Here is a 17,175-nt window from a genome sequence, read left to right as displayed (position 1 = left end):
ATCAATATTAATACACTGGTTATTGACGGATCTGCTCTTCCCAGGACAGGCGTCCCTCCTGCCGGCCTTTACCTACGCTCACTTTTCTTTCTGTCAATACACCAGTACTGCCGAGCGTATATTGTGTCTCTTCTAAAATACTCGGCTGAGAGGGCAGTCCGTCATCAAATATCTCACCAATATATCCCCCGTCACCATCATCAACAACACCGTCATGATTGAGATCATTAAGAACGGTAGCTTCACCGGTCTCATCATCAATAACACCGTCATTATTGGCATCAAAAACACCATAATACGGCGCTAAGCCGGTATCCAGATCCAATGCCATCAGCCAGCCCTTTCCACCAGATGAACACTCAGTCCCGTCTGGGATGACCGTATTAAAGAATAACACCTTACGGCGCAGAAGTGACTCTGAAACAACGCGTTCTCCCAGCTTGGTACCCGCAGATCCCTTTGTTGCTCTGTCAACTAAGTCGAAGTACCAGCCGAACGATGTATTCCAGTCAACATCGCTGCCGCTGACAGCGCGTAATCCGTTATTTGTCAGCAGTTCTCGAACGGTTAGATCTGTTCGGGTTTTGCCTCCTTCATTTGCATCTAAAACGCTGTAGTAACTCATCTCATCTAAATTACTGGTTACATCATTGGCCTCTAGATATTTGCCGACACCAAAAAACACCAGAAGATTCGGCTCATTGCTGCTAACCGTTGATAAATTTGGATTTTTCGATACGATGGGAGCTGTAGTAATGGGCTGAATCTGATTGCTGCTGTTACGTGCAGTAAATAAAGGTTTAGGTGTGTTACCCGTTTTATAAGCCACCTGCCACTGGTTTGCACTGCTGCTGCTGAGATCAAATGCCCACATGTTTCCCTGTAAATCCCCCGCATAAACACGGTCGGCGACATTATCACCATCGATATCTACCACGCGCGGCGTTGAAAGCCCGTTTGGCGTCGTTGTATCCCCTATTCCAGTATCAATTTCTATATAATCATCGGAATCCCAGGAGCCGTCGACCCCCTCTTCGATAAATATTATAAATAGTTTGGCATGACCATCGCCGCTGTTATTGTAACCATTACCAACGATAGCAGCCCATTTACCGTTTGCCGTCATTACTATCGTCGGCTGACTGTAGGTATAACCTAAATCAATATCATCGGCACTGCTGAATTCCCACAAGACTATTTCATCAGCCTTAGTGGACGGGGATGCGAATTCCGTCGGATCGGTTATATCCAGAGCAAACAGGCCTTTACCTCCCCCCCGCAGCCCGCCGATAAGTACCGTACGCCACGCATCTCCCGTTCCCCGGTTGATATAAACGTCGCTCACAGCCGGACTTAAGTCAACATAAAAACGATGCTGATAATCGAGTTCAGCCAGATAATGTAATCCGGCATTATTTGCCGCGGAGGCGATACTGCCCGGCAGATAGGCAAACTTTTCTTTGCCGGCATCTGTCCCTGTTAATGCCGCATTAAAACCATGCAGCATACCGTCATTGGCCCCCACATACAGCATAGGTGTCCGCGATGCGGCGCTGCCGCTTTTAAAGGTAGAATAATCCGCACCCGAAGCGCCGAATTTATCATTGAAGGCGTAATCCGGCCATTTTAACTGCGGCGCTCCGACATACAGTGCGGTTGAGTTGACAATATCACCCAGGCTGCTGGAGCGGACTCTATAGTTTGTTGAACCACTGCCCTCATTTGCATCATCTCCGCGAATATAGTTAATCAGCAGCTGCACATCATCATCGTCAGCAGTGCTGTTACCGTCTGCATCTGCATCGGGACCTGCACGCAGGTCTGCCAGTTGAGCCGCGCTCAAGCTGGCTAATGTAAATTCAATGCCTTCTGAAGTGTCCGCACTATAGCTGAACAGCTTGCGCTCAGCGGCTGTCATGTTGTCAAGAATATCGGCAGCGTCCCAGGCTTCGCTTTCAACGACTCCAGTATCAGACAATGAAAACGCCTTCAAACTGCCTCGCCAGCCGGCAGTATTAAAACTTGCCTGATACAGGCCGCTGTCAGAACTAAGCTGACTGGTATTAAAGGAAACAGCAGCGGCTGCCGCAACCTGAGCAAATATACTTTCTGACGCCTGCCGGAATGCGCTTACCAGGCCTAAGCTGTCTGCCGCAGTAAGAAATTTGCCGCCGCCGTTGGCGGCGATATCTTTTATAAGCGGATCATTAAGAACCTGATCGTCGGCAAAACCGACCATATAAGTAGTAACATTGTTTTTTATATCAACACTGCCGTCGCTGAGATCCGGACGCAGATCGATATCATACATAGCCAGTGCGACATCATCAGCAAAATCAGTGCCGCTCGACTCATATTCATAACCTAATGTAGAACTTTTTTTGTCATCGCTGCCGCAGGCAGGTGTTGCACCGACACAATCGCCGTCATAGTCGTGCAGATCCGCACTAACCGCCTGATCGGCCTGAGGGCGTCCGTCAGACATAGCAACAATATAGTTCTGCTGACACCAGTATTGAGTCACCTGAGCGGGAGCGCTCAGGCCTGCTTTATATTCAGGCGTATGACTAAATAACGTAGATGTTTGAATATCTGCCTCATTAACCAGCCCAGGGTGCATCTTCAGGTTACTTGACGCAGGATAGCCCAAAGTAAAGTAACGTCCCAGCTCTTCCAGAGACTCCCCTAAAGGTGTTGAACCGCTATTAGATATTGCAGCTATTTCCGTTATTAAGGTACTTTCCTGGGAGTCTACATCACCAATATTTACCAGTATTTTAACACCGTCACTATCTCCGTCGGCACCGCTCTCACCATCATAAATTGACAACCCCACACGCATACGATCCAGTCCGGAAATTAAACCAGCGGCCGCTTTCTTAGCTATCTCCATACGCGAATTAGTGCCTGCACGCTGGGTGGCACCGGCACCAAAATTTGCACCGTTACCGGATCCGTCTGCAAAATACCAGTTTAAATAGTTTCCGCTGTAACGCCCGGCCAGATAACCGCTGGGACTCTTCGGATCTCCCGTACCGTTAGCCAGTAAACGGGCTGTATATACTCCAGCATCAACAAAACAGCGCTTTGCTCGACCGGTAATACCGGTCGAGCCGTCATTGCCGTAGTCATAATAAGACCCGTCATAGCTAAAATATGAATCACCATCAGCCTGAATGCGAATATCAAGCTGGCTGCCCGGGTTTAGAATATTTGTACCGTTACAATTACGATAATCAACAGCTGTATCATAGGGCAGATCGGGTACGATATTACTCATCGAGCCGGAGCTGTCCAGCAGGAGCATCATATTAGGATCGACAGCAGAGGAAATAACTAGCGGAGTTGATGTCAGGTCCAGGGGCGCAGCATAAGAAAGATGAGTGCAGAAAAAGCCGGCAGCTATTACCTCTATAACTAATTTTTTACTGGATATACTCTTCATTGTCGCCTTCCTTTTCCTAATTTAAGGCTAAAAACGCTTGCCGTAATAACTCACAACGATCCGTTCGCTATTTCCGTTGATTCCCAGCGACCGCGATACTATTTTAAAAGCCCGAATATCACCGCTTCCCGTTGTTTGTCCATAGCCTGTCATGTTTACACCGGACAAGTCCTCATCCGGCATGGGTAATACCCCTTGATCTTCAATAAAAAACCGAGCAGTCTGGCCGGAGACAGTAGTTGCCGCAGCCGCCGTAATAGCGTTACCCCATACGCTGGCCTCGAAGATGTCTGCAGGTGCTGCATCCTGACTGTAAAAACCATTAGTGCCCGATGTATTAAATCCGGCAGTACTTGTGAGCGCATCGATAACGTTCTCAGCATCTTTTATTCCCGACTCTGCTATCTCCAGTGATATATGTGCCTCACGAACCGCCACAGTCATTTTTTCCTGCAAAGCTCCTGACTGACTGCCGGATACCACAATCACCGTCGCAACCAGTAATATAATTAAACTGACTGCTAAAGCTGCACCGGATTGTTTTTTAAGCATAGTCGACTTACCCTTATTGTAGTGTACGGTTACGTATATTAGCAGTGATGCTGTAGGTTCTTTCTAATGTCGTACCGGACGAACTGTCTCCGCTGTCTGCCACTAAACTAAGCCGAACAGAACGCACCGTATCCATATCAGTAACAGAAGCCGCATTCGAGAATGAGTCTGCAGAGCCGTTGCCGTTAGTATCCTCTCCATATACCAGCTGCAGATCATTAACTCCTCTTACCAGCTCACTAGCGACACCGTTATCACTTCTAAAAAGCGAAAAACTGCTGCCTGAATTCTGGCCGATAAAATAGGTTTTAACATGCGGGATCATGATTTGAGCGCTGGTTTCGTAGGTGTGCGACATAGGTTTAATGGCATTGGCCACGGCTCCGGCAACCGGCAGTGCACCAGTATTATGGATTATACTGCCGCTGTTAAAGGTATTGCCGGCAGTATTTGAAAATAAATCAGCACCCGTACAGTCACTGATTAATATTATTTGTCCTTTGGCAATGTTGACACCGGTATTGATATGAATTGCAGCTGCATTGGGTGTCATATAGGGAGGTACAACTTTTACGCCGGAAAAACTTCCTGCCCCCCGCAGCGTTAATGTATCGGTATCATCTTTGACATTAATTGATGCAATTGTTTTTGATGATACGTTATCTTCCCCGGCAACACCGCTGCCGCCGCTTGACATCAATGCGGCATCATAATCCGGATCAGTCGTATCTAAATGATTCACTATTAAGCTGGTATCTCGTATACATCCCCAGTAATCAGCCGTGCGGATATCACGAATCATTAATTCCGTCGCCACACGCCCGTTCTCCTGAACTCTTGAATAGGCATTCTGCAGGTTGACGCTTTGTATATTAGCGGTAAATACCTGCAGTACCGCAAGCATAACAAGCAGACCGAAAGGTACCGCTATCATTAATTCTATTAATGAAAAACCGCGCTGGCGTACTAACTGGAGGTTATTAATTGTGTTAATATCCATACATCCCTCTGTCTAGACGTCATATACGCCCTTATATTTTCTATCCGACATCCCTGTGTTGTACTCTTTGCCTGCGCAGCCGGGTACAAATATTCTTATTTTATGTAAGCTCAAAGTTGAATGCTGAGTGTAAACTCAACGGTATCTACTTTTCCTCCGCTGCCGTCATGCATCTGTTCCTGCCAGACAATTTTGATATCATGTAAACTGCCGTTTTTAGTTACTGTTCCTTCGCCTTGCGGCAGACCGCCGGCATTGGCAGCCTGCTTTATCTGCTGGTTCCATTGATAGGCATCAAGCTGTGCAATTTGTGAGAAATTACATGGTGAGCAGTTAGGATCTGTCTCCGCGGCAGTCACTGCATCATAATCTCCAGCAGCTACAGCCGCCCGGTTGGAACGCATCCGCTCTGCCATATCATAAGCATAAGCTGTCGCGAGTGAACGAAACTGTGAATTATTAATATTATTAAGACTTACCACCTGAACTAAGGCCAGCCCTAATAACCCAATAGCCATAATAAACACGGAGATCAAAATCTCTAAAAGTGAACTGCCCCGTTGACTGTGTCTGCTTAATTTTCTTTGCTTAGGTATCGGGTTATGTTTATCCACAGGTCACCTTTTCAGCAATAACAGCCCCCGATGTTAAGATTGAAATTTTCCGCCCCTCTTCCCCCGTACGGTTATCACAGATTGTTAATTCGTCATCATTGTCGACTTCACCGGAGGCTCGAAAAGCAAAAGCACTTCTATTGTGAACACTGTCTACGGTACTGCCGCTTGCCAGTCCCTTCCAGAGGCGCAGCTCTTCGCCGCTATCCCTTACACCATCAGCATCGAGATCCACCCATGCAACTATACCGCCGGTCCAGCTGGATCCGTCCAGCTGCCCTAACTGAACCGTGTTGCCGCGTTTAACAGCTTCAATTCGTGCGTAATTAAATGCACCGATCATACCATTCGTACTGGAAACCAAATTACCACTCTCGGAAAGCCCTTGATAACTCGGTATCCCAATAAATAATAATATTGCAAATATAGCGATACTAACCAGCAGCTCAGTAACAGTGAAACCTGAATTTTTCATATCGCACCCTTAGGGTTGCTTAATCCATAAACCATAACACTTACTATATGTTTAGGACTGCATTACAGATACGTCAAGTGCAGCTGCTTGACTTTGAGATTAAGATCTGAGTTATAAAGTATTAATTTATCAAGTTAATTCTATAACTTAGAAAGTATCGGTAAAGGGAACAGCAGGATTATTCATTGGCGTTTTTATACGCGCCGCCGCTTGGCGGGAATATCAGTAAGGTTGAATCAAAACTGAATGAAGGAAAATGGTAAGTTATCTTTGATCTGTTTGATATCACCCTCTATACGCTGCAGATCACCGGGGGGATCTTAGTTTTTCTAATTGCTTTTCATATGCTCCAGGGCGGTGAGCCGCATAGTAAAACCCAAAAAGCGCAGAAGCAGGCGGCGCTCAGTATTGCGGTATAACCATTAGCAATGCCGATCCTTGCGGGCCCCGGTACCATTGCAGCAGCGATGAATTTCGCCACTGTCGGCGGATTTTATGAAGTGCTTATTACTATCGTGCCGTTTTTTCTGCTGTGTGCCTTAACCTATACACTGTTTGTCTTCGGCGAAAAATTTGTCAAAGCATTAGGCCACAGTGTACTTAACGTGCTCTCTCGTATGATGGGATTAATTCTCGCTGTGATCGGCACACAGATGCTTATTGAAGGTTTAGATCAGGCATACAGAGCGTTTGCCGTCTAATCCTCATACAATACAGCAACAGCACCGCGCTGTTTTATAGGACAATAACGCGGGCTGCTGACAAACAACACTCAGCAGGCTGTAATGTTAAAACCTGCTTCAACGGCGGCGGTTAACAGATGTTGTCCGATAAACAAATCCTGCACCGCAATACCAGAGCTGTCAAAGACCGTAATTTCGCGGTCATTAGTTCGCCCGGCGCTTTTACCGGCAAGAACGTGCCCGATCATCTGCGGTTGCTGTGCATCCTTACTAAGATGCTGAAATTCGCCGATGACCAGCGATTGTGCGGTAAAATCACAGTATAATTTGGCGCTCTCAAGTAAATCTGCGGGCAGCTCCTGCTTACCCTGCGTATCAGCTCCCATTGCTGAAATATGAGTGCCGGGCTGTACCCATTCTGCGGCAAATAACGGGCTTGCAGCTGTGGTTGCAGTTATTATTATATCTGCACGGCGGCAGGCAGTTTGTGCATCACAGGGAGATGCGGATAATCCCTGCTTATTTAACTTAGCAGCGAGTTTATGCGCCTTTTGCGGATCCCGCCCTACCACCAGGATTGTGTTTATATTACGAACTTTCGATACTGCCATACATTCATAAAAAGCCTGATGACCTGTGCCGAAAATAACCAGACACTGCGCATCAGCACGAGCCAGTTCAGCGGCGGCTACCGCATCAGCAGCGGCCGTTCGGTAAGCATTAACGGTACTGCCCTCAATCACCGCATCTAAATACCCTGTTTCCGGATTAAGCAGGAATATAGTGGAAGCATGACAAGGTATATTCTTATCAACGTTACCCGGCCAGTAACTACCGGCTTTCCAGCCCGTAAGTTCAGCCGTATTTGCCGATTTTAATGAAAATATGCTGCCCGGGCCATGCCCCTGCGCGATCACTACAGGAAATAATTCGGCCTGTTCAGCAGCGGCGATAAAGGCGGCCCTTACTGCATTAAATGCCAGCTCATGACTAATCAGCCTGCTGGATAAAACCTCACTAATATATTTCATTATTACCACCCCTGTATTCTGTGCCAGTAATCCAGCTCACTTGAATCAGGGTCAGCCACGTAATAACCGCTATGCATAGCACCCGTCGCACAGGCATGATTAGGCAGGATACGCAGCTTCGTGCCCAGAACAATATCAGTCAAATTCTGATCACCGCAGGCCGTAATAATGCCGTGCTCCTGATTAGCAGCGCTTACCTGTAAGCCGGGAATAATGCGCCCGTTAATATCACATACCAGACCGTAACCACGATCAATTTTCTGATTTCTGGTCCCCCTGTCCTGTGACAGCGCCATCCAGCCGGCATCAATAAACAGCCAGTTTTTTTCTGGATTATGGCCGATTACACTGGTTACCACAGACAAAGCAATATTTTCTGCACTGCATACGCCTATACCCGCCATGACCAGATCAAAGAAGGTATAAACCCCCGCCCGCACTTCGGTCACACCGTCCAGGTTTTGTGCGAAATGTGCGGTAGGTGTTGACCCCACGCTTACCACGGGACAAGGCAGCCCCTGTGTAGTTAAATTAACAGCAGCCTCAACCGCAGCGGCTCTCTCTCCTTCGGCAGCCTCTATCAGTGCCTGTCTGCTGTCACAGGCATAGGATTCACCGGCGTGAGTTAATACCCCGCGAAGCTCTACGCCGCCTTGATGCAGAATGTTACCTATTTCAATTAACAGCGGATCTGAAGCCTTTATACCGCCTCGATGACCGTCACAGTCAATTTCTAACAGGGTTGGAATGCTGCACTCATGTGTCTGACAAAATGCAGCCACTGCTTGTGCCTGCGCTATGCTGTCAAGCAGAATACTGATATCAATGCCTTTGTTTAATAAAGCCAGAATACGCGGCAGTTTTTGTGCTGTTATACCAACCGCATAGGTTAAGTTTCTGTAACCGGCCTGAGCAAATACCTCTGCTTCGCGCAGCGTTGAAACAACAGCCGGAGATTCAAAATCGGGTAATACATGCTTCGCCCCTTCAACTGATTTTACGGTTTTCAAATGCGGCCGCAGCTGTACCTGAAACGGCTTCAGTCTTAGCCTTAAAGCTACGATGTTGGCCTCAAACTTGGGCTTATCAATTAATAAAAACGGGGTGTCTATACTCTGTAACTGCTGCTCAAGGGCCATAAAAAGTTATTCCTAATTAAAATAAACATACATGCGGTATTTCTCGCTAATGAGAACATTGTGCTTGAATAAGCTTTAGAATAGAATTAAGTATAACTAACTACTATATTAGGATATGACCTAATGCTGACCAGTGAAGATCTGCGTTTTTTTTATGTTATTGCCACTCATCCCTCTTTAACCGCGGCCGCCAGAAATTTAAATGTCACCCCGCCGACAGTAACGCAGCGGCTGCAGCTGATTGAGGGAAAACTGCAGGTAAAACTGGTGCAGCGTCAGGCAAGAGGTATCACATTAACAGAAGAAGGCCTGCTTCTGCTGGATAAAGCTAAACTTATCCTTAGTGAAATGGATCAGCTTCAGGAACTGATGAACAACAAAAAATCCCAGGTAAGCGGTAAACTGAAAGTACTTGCTCCGCTAGGTTTCGGTAATGATTATATAGCACCGTTAGTGGGCGAATTTCAGCGCAGCCACCAGAATCTCAGCGTGGAACTGGAACTGTCTGATAACCCCAGCTGGGCAGACAGCCACCAGTGGGACATCATCATTTATATCGGAGAACTGCGCGACTCATCGCTCAAGTTAGCTTTACTTGCCCCCAACCGGCGATTTTTATGTGCTTCTCCAGATTACCTGGCGCGCAGAGGTGAGCCGACCTCACCAAAAGCCCTGCGTGATCATGCCTGTATTGCTCTGCGTGAAAACAGTGAAGATGTAACCCTGTGGCGCTTCACTCACAGCACCAGCGGGGAACAGACATCTATTCGTATCAACCCGACACTGGCAAGTAATGAAGGCCGCGTGGTAAAGGACTGGGCCTTAGCCGGACACGGTATTATTATGCGCTCAGAATGGGATGTGCAGTCTGCATTAAACAGTGGAGAACTGCAGCGGGTACTGCCTGAATATGAGCTGCCCGGCGCTGATATAGTTGCATTACTGGGTACAGATGCACGCTCCCGTTCAGCCAGAACAGCTCAGTTTCTGCAGCTGTTAAAGGAGCGCTTCGCCGGCCGCCCCTGGTTAAAGGCGAAGAATCAATGAAGTTGCCGATTTATTACTGAATATATCTGGCTATGCAGCTTTAAGACTTCACTCACTGCATCTTACTCTACATAAAATTTGTGCTTAAATCTCAGATTATGTTTTTTATTTTGTGCTTTTATATCAATATTAAAGTGTACAAGTTCTTCATTATTAAAAGGATATTCAGCAATATAATAAACTGCATTTTGCTCTCTTATCTCTTTGAACTTAAGTACTTCATTCTGCCCGATTAAGTTTTTACCTATCCCGGAAATTTCAGCTGTTACTGCTTTTAGTTCAGCATTTTTATCTAATACGGAAATATTAATATAAGCCGTGTATCTGCTGCGCTTAATGGCATACTCTTTAGCAGTGTTTGCAGGTAAAAAAGTGGTGGGCAGCGCAATATAATGTACCTGCAGATTTCCAAAATCCAAAGACTGCTCAGCAGAACTCATCAAGCTGCAGCCGAGCAGAACCAAGGTCAACAGAAAGCGGCTGAGCTGTTTTAAAATAGACATGATAACTCCTCAATAATCTTTCTTAAAAATGCGCCGGAAAAGCGTGCATTTATAACCAAACCACTTGAAGATACAGATTCAGAGCTTGGGTATATTAATGAGTTTAGTTCAAGCAGCTGAGGAATGAAACGCTGTACACAGCGGACAGGCAGGCAGTTAAAAAAACAGCGTTTAACCAAAAAAGGAAGATCATAGAATTCTAATGCAGACTTATTTTTCCTTCACTATACAGTTCCTGATAAGCCTTTCGAACCTTGTCCGCTAACGCTGGAGAAGTCATTTTACTAAATGCCATATAGTCAGTGACATTAAAAGCAAAATAGGCTTTTTCAAACAATGCAGGATCCAGACTGAGTTTTTCAGCCTCTTTTAATACTCGCGATTCCTCTAGAAGAAACAGCTCAAACCGGCCTGCCAGGAGCATTTTAAGCAGCTGATCGGTTTTACTCACATGGTGATAACCCGCTTCATCAAAACCGCTGATCACCATAAAATCGTGCGTATAAGCATCTCTTTCAACACCCACCACATATTTCCTGACTTCTTCAAGATTATTAATTTCAATCGGACTGCTTTTTAATTTATAAAAATAGATATCAATATTTTTAGCTACCGGACCAATCCAGTTAAACAGTTTTTCTCTTTTCGGGGTTCTACCGACACCGCATATCAAATAATTTTCTTTTTTTAAGCCCAAGTCATAAACCCTTGCCCAGGGTTTAATACGAAATTCATAAGCAATACCCGCTCTGGTAAATACATCCCTGGCAATCTGATAGGCAAACCCTTTAAATTCACCGTTCTCCTGATAAGCATAAGGCAGCCATTCGCTAATCTCTACATTAACCAGCACGTCATGGGACTGCTCTTCAGCTTTAATATCACTTACATGTATAAAGCTAAAAAACAGGAAAAACATCTGTATAATTAAAGATTTATACATTCCATTTTCCTTTAACAGAGGCTCACTGCAGGCAGACTGTAATAAAACGCATTTACATATAAGTGTAATTTAAAAGTTCAATCGCAGCTATTTAGCGGGCTGTAAAATCTATATCAGCAGCCTCTCATAACAGTTCCTTATGGAGCTATAATTACATTCATGATGAATTTCATTAACGGTGTAAGAGCAGAACAGGTGGTTGTGAATAATGTGCAATGCAGAACAGAACACTTCAATATCTACACTGTGGTTGATGCTTAAATCCATAACTGTGATGATTATATGTATCACAGATACTGCAGCCGCCTCCTGGCACGATTTCGACAGCCCTTATCCTCATCCGCCTGAAGCTATCGGTTTTTATAATAACGGCTGCCTGTCGGGCGCACAGGCACTGCCGCTGCAGGGAGAAGGCTTTCAGGTGATCCGGGCATCACGGCATCGTTATTACGGCCATCCAGAGCTTATTGAATTTATAACAGATTTTGCAGCTGAGTTTAAATCAAGCAGTGGTAATAACCTATTGATTGGCGATATATCCATGCCGCGGGGAGGACGCTTTATTTCCGGACACTCAAGCCATCAGATTGGTCTAGATGTGGATGTGTGGTTTCAACAGACCGACAGCTCATTATCAGCAGAGCGGCTTGAAACACCTCAAGCCTTAGACCTGACAAACCAGAAAGAATTCAAAGTCAATTCAAACTGGCAGAATAAGCATGCGGCTATGATACAGCTGGCTGCCGAAGATAAACGTGTAGCACGCATTTTTGTTAATCCGGTTATTAAGCAGCAGCTTTGCCAGATGCCCTGGCATGATGACAACTGGCTTAACAAGGTACGTCCCTGGTGGGGACATTCAATTCATATGCATATCAGGCTGACCTGCCCCAAAGACAGCAAGCTGTGTACAAATCAGCCTGTACCGGCACCGGGAAACGGCTGTAATGAGATCGCCTGGTGGAAATCTCAGCCTAAACTAAAAAGCAGCAGTACAAAAACAGCTGTCAAAGTAAAACCTGAACAGTGCAGAAAACTATTATCTACACCAGGCTAAAGCTTTGAGCTAAGACTTGCTTATTTTTCTTTTCCGTACCCCCCTCCGCCCGGCGTTTCAATTACAAAACAGTCTCCAGGCAGCATCTCGACCTGTGCATTTCCAGGTAATTCAATAAACGTACCATCAAAGCGTTCAACATAGTTTCGCCCCACCTGCCCGGGAAAACCACCAGCCAGGCCGTAGGGAGGCACGCGTCGGTGTCCGGACAGGATAGATGCGGTCATGCTTTCTCGAAAACACAGCCGTCGGATAACTCCGTCCCCCCCGCAATAAGCTCCCTGCCCGCCGGAGCCGCGCCGAATAGCAAAGGACTGCACAAGCACAGGAAAACGGCTCTCCAGTACTTCCGGATCTGTCAGACGGGTATTAGTCATATGGGTATGCACTGCGCTGCAGCCGTTATAACCTGAACCGGCTCCCGCCCCTCCGCAGATAGTTTCATAATACTGCCTGCTTTTGTTGCCGAAGGTGAAGTTATTCATGGTGCCCTGACTGGCGGCGGCAGTCCCCAGTGCGCCGAACAATGCATCGGTTAACGCCTGCGAGGTTTCAACATTACCGGCAGCCACAGCGGCCGGATAAACAGGATCCAGCATGGATCCCTTAGGAATGATTATCCTTAACGGTTTCAGGCAGCCGGCATTTAAAGGGATATCATCATCAACCAGAGTTCTGAATACATACAAAACCGCCGCCGTACACACAGCCGACGGCGCGTTAAAATTGCAGCCCAGCTGCGCAGAGGTGCCGCTGAAATCAATCTCTGCAGTGCGCTTTATTTTGTCCACCCTGATACTGACTTTAATCCTGGCCCCGATATCCATTTTATAAACAAACAACCCGTCCTGCAGCTGATCAATTACCCGGCGCACCATCTCCTCAGCATTGCTCTGTACATGGCGCATATAGGCATGAACTGTTTTTAAACCGAAATGGCTGACCATTTTATGTAACTCACACAGACCTTTTTCATTGGCGGCAATCTGCGCCTGCAGATCCCCAAGATTATGCCTGAAATTACGACTCGGGTAACACCCCGAAGTGAACAGTTCCCGGGTCTCATCCTCACGAAGGTGACCGGCCTGTACCAGCAGGAAGTCATTTATCAGCACGCCCTCCTGATCAATATGGGTGCTCTGCGCAGGCATCGAGCCCGGTGTAATGCTGCCTATTTCAGCATGATGGCCGCGGCAGGCCGTATAGAACAACAGATTTCCAGTCTTATCAAAAACCGGTGTTATCAGCGTAATATCCGGCAGATGAGTACCGCCGTTATAGGGGCTGTTAAGCATAAACACATCACCCGCCTTCATACATGCTCTGCGGCTTCGCGCGATAATCTGCACACTTTTCTCCATCGAACCGAGGTGCACCGGAATATGCGGCGCATTAGCGACCAGTGCACCATCAGCATCAAAAACAGCACAGGAAAAATCCAGACGCTCTTTGATATTAACCGAATAGGAAGTATTCTGCAGTACAACTCCCATCTGTTCGGCAATGGACATAAACAGGTTATTGAAGACTTCCAGCATAACCGGATCGACATGAGTTCCAACGGCTGTCCGTTCAGGCTGTGCCTGTATACGCTTAAGAAGCAGTTCCCTGTTGACGCCGACCCGGGCATCCCAGCCGGCCTCTACTACCGTTGTAGCATTAGTTTCGATAATAACAGCAGGTCCGACAATACGGTTTCCCGGGTTCAGTTCACAACGCTGATACAGAGCCGCTGTATAAAACTTTCCGCCACTGTATATTTTTACCTGCTCCTGCACCTCAACAGGTGTTGTACTCTGCTCAATAACAATATGATGCCCGGACATCTGTTCACCATGCCCTATCACCTCTAGTAAAACAGCATCCACGATCAGCGCCTTTTCCGGAGTAATAAAACTAAACTGAGAACGATGCTGCTGTGCAAATGCAGCACAGATCTCCGCGTAACTGCTGAAATCTACCAACAGTGTTGTATCACTGCCTTGATAACGAAGATGCAGTTTCTGGAGCAAAGATATTTTTGATTCATCAATACCCTGAGCTGACATTTTAGCGCATCCCTCTGCCTTCAGGGCCGCAAACACAGAGTGTAATTTACTCACCAGTGCCTCATCTAGAACGGCCTGCACTGCCCGCTCAAGTATCAGCCTCTGCTCTGCCAGCCCCATTCCGTAAGCCGACAGCACACCTGCATAGGGATGGACCAGCACAGAGGTCACTGCCAGAGCATCCGCTACCCGACAGGCAAACTGACCGGCCGCGCCGCCGAAGCAGTTCAGTGTATATTCACAAACATCATAGCCGCGCTGTACTGAAATCTGCTTAACTGCATTGACCATATTTTCTACAGCAATTTTCAAAAAGCCGTCAGCGGCTTCAAGCGGACTTATTTTCCTGCCCGTCTCAGACTCAATCTCTGCCGCCAGTGTCGCAAACTTTTCCTGCACCAGCTGCTCATCCATACACTGATCAGCACCGGGGCCGAATACTTTAGGAAAACAGTGCGCCTGGATCTTGCCGACCATCACATTAGCATCGGTTACACACAAGGGCCCGCCGCGTCGATAACAGACAGGCCCTGGATCAGCACCAGCCGAATCCGGGCCTACCCGCAAACGGCCCCCGTCAAAGTGCAGAATAGATCCTCCTCCGGCGGCAACAGTATGAATAGACATCATCGGAGCTTTGATACGTACACCGGCTGTCTGCGTTTCAAAAGTCCGTTCATATTCACCGCTGTAATGGGCCACATCGGTAGATGTGCCGCCCATATCAAAGCTGATGATCTTACTAAATCCAGCCATAACCGCCGTTTTCACAGCCCCGACCACGCCTCCGGCAGGTCCGGACAAAATACTGTCCTTGCCGTGAAAAAAAGCGGCATCTGCCAGGCCGCCGTTTGACTGCATAAACATCAGCCTGGCATGACCCAGTTCAACAGCAATGTGTTCAATATAACGCAGCAGAATCGGAGAAAGATAAGCATCAACCACAGTGGTATCACCGCGGCCGACAAATTTAATACTCGGGCAGACCTGATGAGATACAGATATCTGAGTAAATCCTATCTGCCGGGCAATATCAGCAGCACTCTGCTCATGTGCCGGGTAGCGGTATGCATGCATAAAAACAATGGAGGCGGCGCGGATTCCATCGTCATAAGCGGCCTGCAGACCGGCCCGGACTGCATTAATATCAAGCGCAAGCAGCTCTTCTCCATCGGCACTGTAACGCTCAGAAACCTCAACAACGGACTCATATAAAAGGCTCGGCAGCTCGATATGCCTGGCAAAAATCTTCGGACGGGTTTGATAACCAATTCGCAGGGCGTCAGCAAATCCTCGGGTAGTCACAAGCACCAGCCGCTCACCACGACGTTCAAGAAGCGCATTTGTTGCAACCGTAGTGCCCATTCTAACCGTGTCAATCAACCCGGCAGGAATCTCTCTGCCAGACTCAATCCCAAGTATCACCCGGATCCCCTGCACAGCGGCATCAATATAATGTTCAGGATTTTCAGAAAGCAGTTTATGGGTCAGTAAGCGGCCGTCCGGGCTTTTCGCCACGATATCGGTAAAAGTGCCGCCGCGGTCAACCCAGAACTGCCAGCCGTTAGTGCATCTGTCTGCCGCCATCGTTTTCCCCTGAATAACAGATGATAATGCAGATACCTGCCAGTCAAGGCTGCGGCAGACTCTACTTATGTGTTTTAATCTAGCACAGCCTTGTACATTCGCACCAACAGACAATCCTCGAGTTAAATGGTTATATATCTTCTTACATAAGGCATTAATAATTCATGTATAAATGAAAAATCCTATACTGGTGCTAGACTTATATTTAACAGATTCATGATGTGATCTGGTGTGCATAAATAAAATTATTACTGGCAAACAATGGGTTTTGGGCTTTAGTTACTTTTGTTTTCACCAAATCATCGCATCGATTGATGCAGCGAAGCTTAAGCAGTGGTGAATAAGAACAAGCCGGGAATCACAACCGTTAGGTTAATTTTTTTATGTATCTGCTGTTAACACGAGAGATAAAGTCGGGAGGAATACCATGAGCTATAAACATATATTAGTCGCTGTTGATTTATCTAAATCCTGCAATAAAGTGATCGACAAAGCGGTCTCCTTAGCCAGAGATTCTGATGCTAAACTGTCATTTATTTTTGTTGATGTCAGTTTTGTAAGCAGTGTCGCGCTGGCTCAGCCAAAAGTTGAAAAGTTAGTGGCTATAAATAATGAAAAGGAAAAAAATGAGCTGCATATACAGCTTCAAGCACTGGCCGATCGCTGTGATTATCCAGTCGCAGATACTGTGGTAGTTATGGGGGATTTAAATCATAAACTGCATGCGGCAATTAAAGAGCTGGATATTGATCTTTTGGTTTGCGGACACCATCATGATTTCTGGAGTAATATGACAACTTCAGTGAAAAAATTTATCAAAACAGCCGTCAGCGATCTGCTGATTGTTTATCTTGATAAAGAGGACTAATAGAGTCAACGGTTAACGGGCGGTTTGGACAGCAGCTTGAGATTCAACCTGCAGTTTATTACCGCCCCGTTCAAAACCCTTCACAACTCTCCGCACAGACAAAGATAATATATTGTTCAACAAAACGTCTCAGCAGCTGCAGCAGCAAAAGCATCTTCTTTCTAGTGCATATTAAATCAATCA

General features: G+C 46.6%; 13 protein-coding genes and 1 pseudogene. 4 read left to right on the top strand and 10 right to left on the bottom strand.

What is annotated here, in order from left to right; translation table 11 throughout:
• Positions 1-19 precede the first annotated feature (19 nt).
• From G337_RS0120045 to G337_RS27965, 5 genes are all read right to left on the bottom strand, one after another.
• A complete protein-coding gene (locus G337_RS0120045) occupies positions 20-3,445 on the bottom strand; it encodes a pilus assembly protein (RefSeq protein WP_028865413.1) in 3,426 nt (1,141 codons plus the stop codon).
• Between the two features lie 27 nt (positions 3,446-3,472).
• Positions 3,473-3,997 carry a pilus assembly PilX family protein gene (locus tag G337_RS27970; protein WP_051303452.1) on the bottom strand — a complete coding sequence of 175 codons (525 nt, stop codon included), beginning with the start codon at positions 3,995-3,997 and terminating at the stop codon, positions 3,473-3,475.
• Between the two features lie 13 nt (positions 3,998-4,010).
• Complete coding sequence (locus tag G337_RS0120035; protein WP_028865412.1) at positions 4,011-4,997, bottom strand: PilW family protein; 987 nt, start codon at positions 4,995-4,997, stop codon at positions 4,011-4,013.
• Positions 4,998-5,107: 110 nt separating this feature from the next.
• Positions 5,108-5,611, bottom strand: coding sequence for a type IV pilus modification protein PilV (gene pilV, locus G337_RS26945; RefSeq protein ID WP_051303450.1), 504 nt, complete (start codon positions 5,609-5,611; stop codon positions 5,108-5,110).
• Entirely contained in the window at positions 5,604-6,086 is a 483-nt protein-coding gene (locus tag G337_RS27965; protein ID WP_051303448.1) for a GspH/FimT family pseudopilin, read from the bottom strand. Before G337_RS27965 ends, pilV begins: the two co-directional genes overlap by 8 nt.
• A gap of 266 nt (positions 6,087-6,352) precedes the next feature.
• Between G337_RS27965 and G337_RS29100 the strand changes: the two are divergent.
• Positions 6,353-6,787: pseudogene (locus tag G337_RS29100) on the top strand (MarC family protein).
• Positions 6,788-6,858: 71 nt separating this feature from the next.
• Here the strand turns inward: G337_RS29100 and G337_RS0120015 are convergent.
• Both G337_RS0120015 and G337_RS0120010 read right to left on the bottom strand, forming a co-directional pair.
• On the bottom strand, positions 6,859-7,800 hold the full coding sequence (locus G337_RS0120015) for an ornithine cyclodeaminase family protein (RefSeq protein WP_028865411.1): 942 nt from the start codon (positions 7,798-7,800) through the stop codon (positions 6,859-6,861).
• A gap of 2 nt (positions 7,801-7,802) precedes the next feature.
• A complete protein-coding gene (locus G337_RS0120010; RefSeq protein ID WP_028865410.1) occupies positions 7,803-8,939 on the bottom strand; it encodes a DSD1 family PLP-dependent enzyme in 1,137 nt (378 codons plus the stop codon).
• A 123-nt stretch (positions 8,940-9,062) separates the two neighbouring features.
• On the opposite strand from G337_RS0120010, the gene G337_RS0120005 reads away from it, so the two are divergent.
• On the top strand, positions 9,063-9,986 hold the full coding sequence (locus tag G337_RS0120005) for a LysR family transcriptional regulator (protein WP_028865409.1): 924 nt from the start codon (positions 9,063-9,065) through the stop codon (positions 9,984-9,986).
• 62 nt (positions 9,987-10,048) lie between these two features.
• On the opposite strand, the gene G337_RS0120000 is transcribed toward G337_RS0120005, so the two are convergent.
• Positions 10,049-10,489 carry a DUF4426 domain-containing protein gene (locus tag G337_RS0120000; RefSeq protein WP_028865408.1) on the bottom strand — a complete coding sequence of 147 codons (441 nt, stop codon included), beginning with the start codon at positions 10,487-10,489 and terminating at the stop codon, positions 10,049-10,051.
• Positions 10,490-10,688: 199 nt separating this feature from the next.
• A complete protein-coding gene (locus tag G337_RS0119995) occupies positions 10,689-11,432 on the bottom strand; it encodes a substrate-binding periplasmic protein (protein WP_028865407.1) in 744 nt (247 codons plus the stop codon).
• 208 nt (positions 11,433-11,640) lie between these two features.
• Here G337_RS0119995 and mepA point away from each other — a divergent pair, with 208 nt between their 5' ends.
• The gene (gene mepA / locus G337_RS0119990; protein ID WP_051303446.1) at positions 11,641-12,489 is read left to right on the top strand and encodes a penicillin-insensitive murein endopeptidase; all 849 of its coding nucleotides are present in this window, start codon (positions 11,641-11,643) and stop codon (positions 12,487-12,489) included.
• 20 nt (positions 12,490-12,509) lie between these two features.
• Here mepA and G337_RS0119985 read toward each other — a convergent pair whose 3' ends face one another.
• Positions 12,510-16,124 carry a hydantoinase B/oxoprolinase family protein gene (locus G337_RS0119985; protein WP_028865405.1) on the bottom strand — a complete coding sequence of 1,205 codons (3,615 nt, stop codon included), beginning with the start codon at positions 16,122-16,124 and terminating at the stop codon, positions 12,510-12,512.
• Between the two features lie 427 nt (positions 16,125-16,551).
• Here G337_RS0119985 and G337_RS0119980 point away from each other — a divergent pair, with 427 nt between their 5' ends.
• On the top strand, positions 16,552-16,992 hold the full coding sequence (locus G337_RS0119980) for a universal stress protein (protein ID WP_028865404.1): 441 nt from the start codon (positions 16,552-16,554) through the stop codon (positions 16,990-16,992).
• Positions 16,993-17,175 lie beyond the last annotated feature (183 nt).

Source organism: Psychromonas aquimarina ATCC BAA-1526 (assembly GCF_000428725.1).
Lineage (GTDB): Bacteria > Pseudomonadota > Gammaproteobacteria > Enterobacterales > Psychromonadaceae > Psychromonas > Psychromonas aquimarina.
This window is presented reverse-complemented; position numbering and strand designations above follow the sequence as displayed.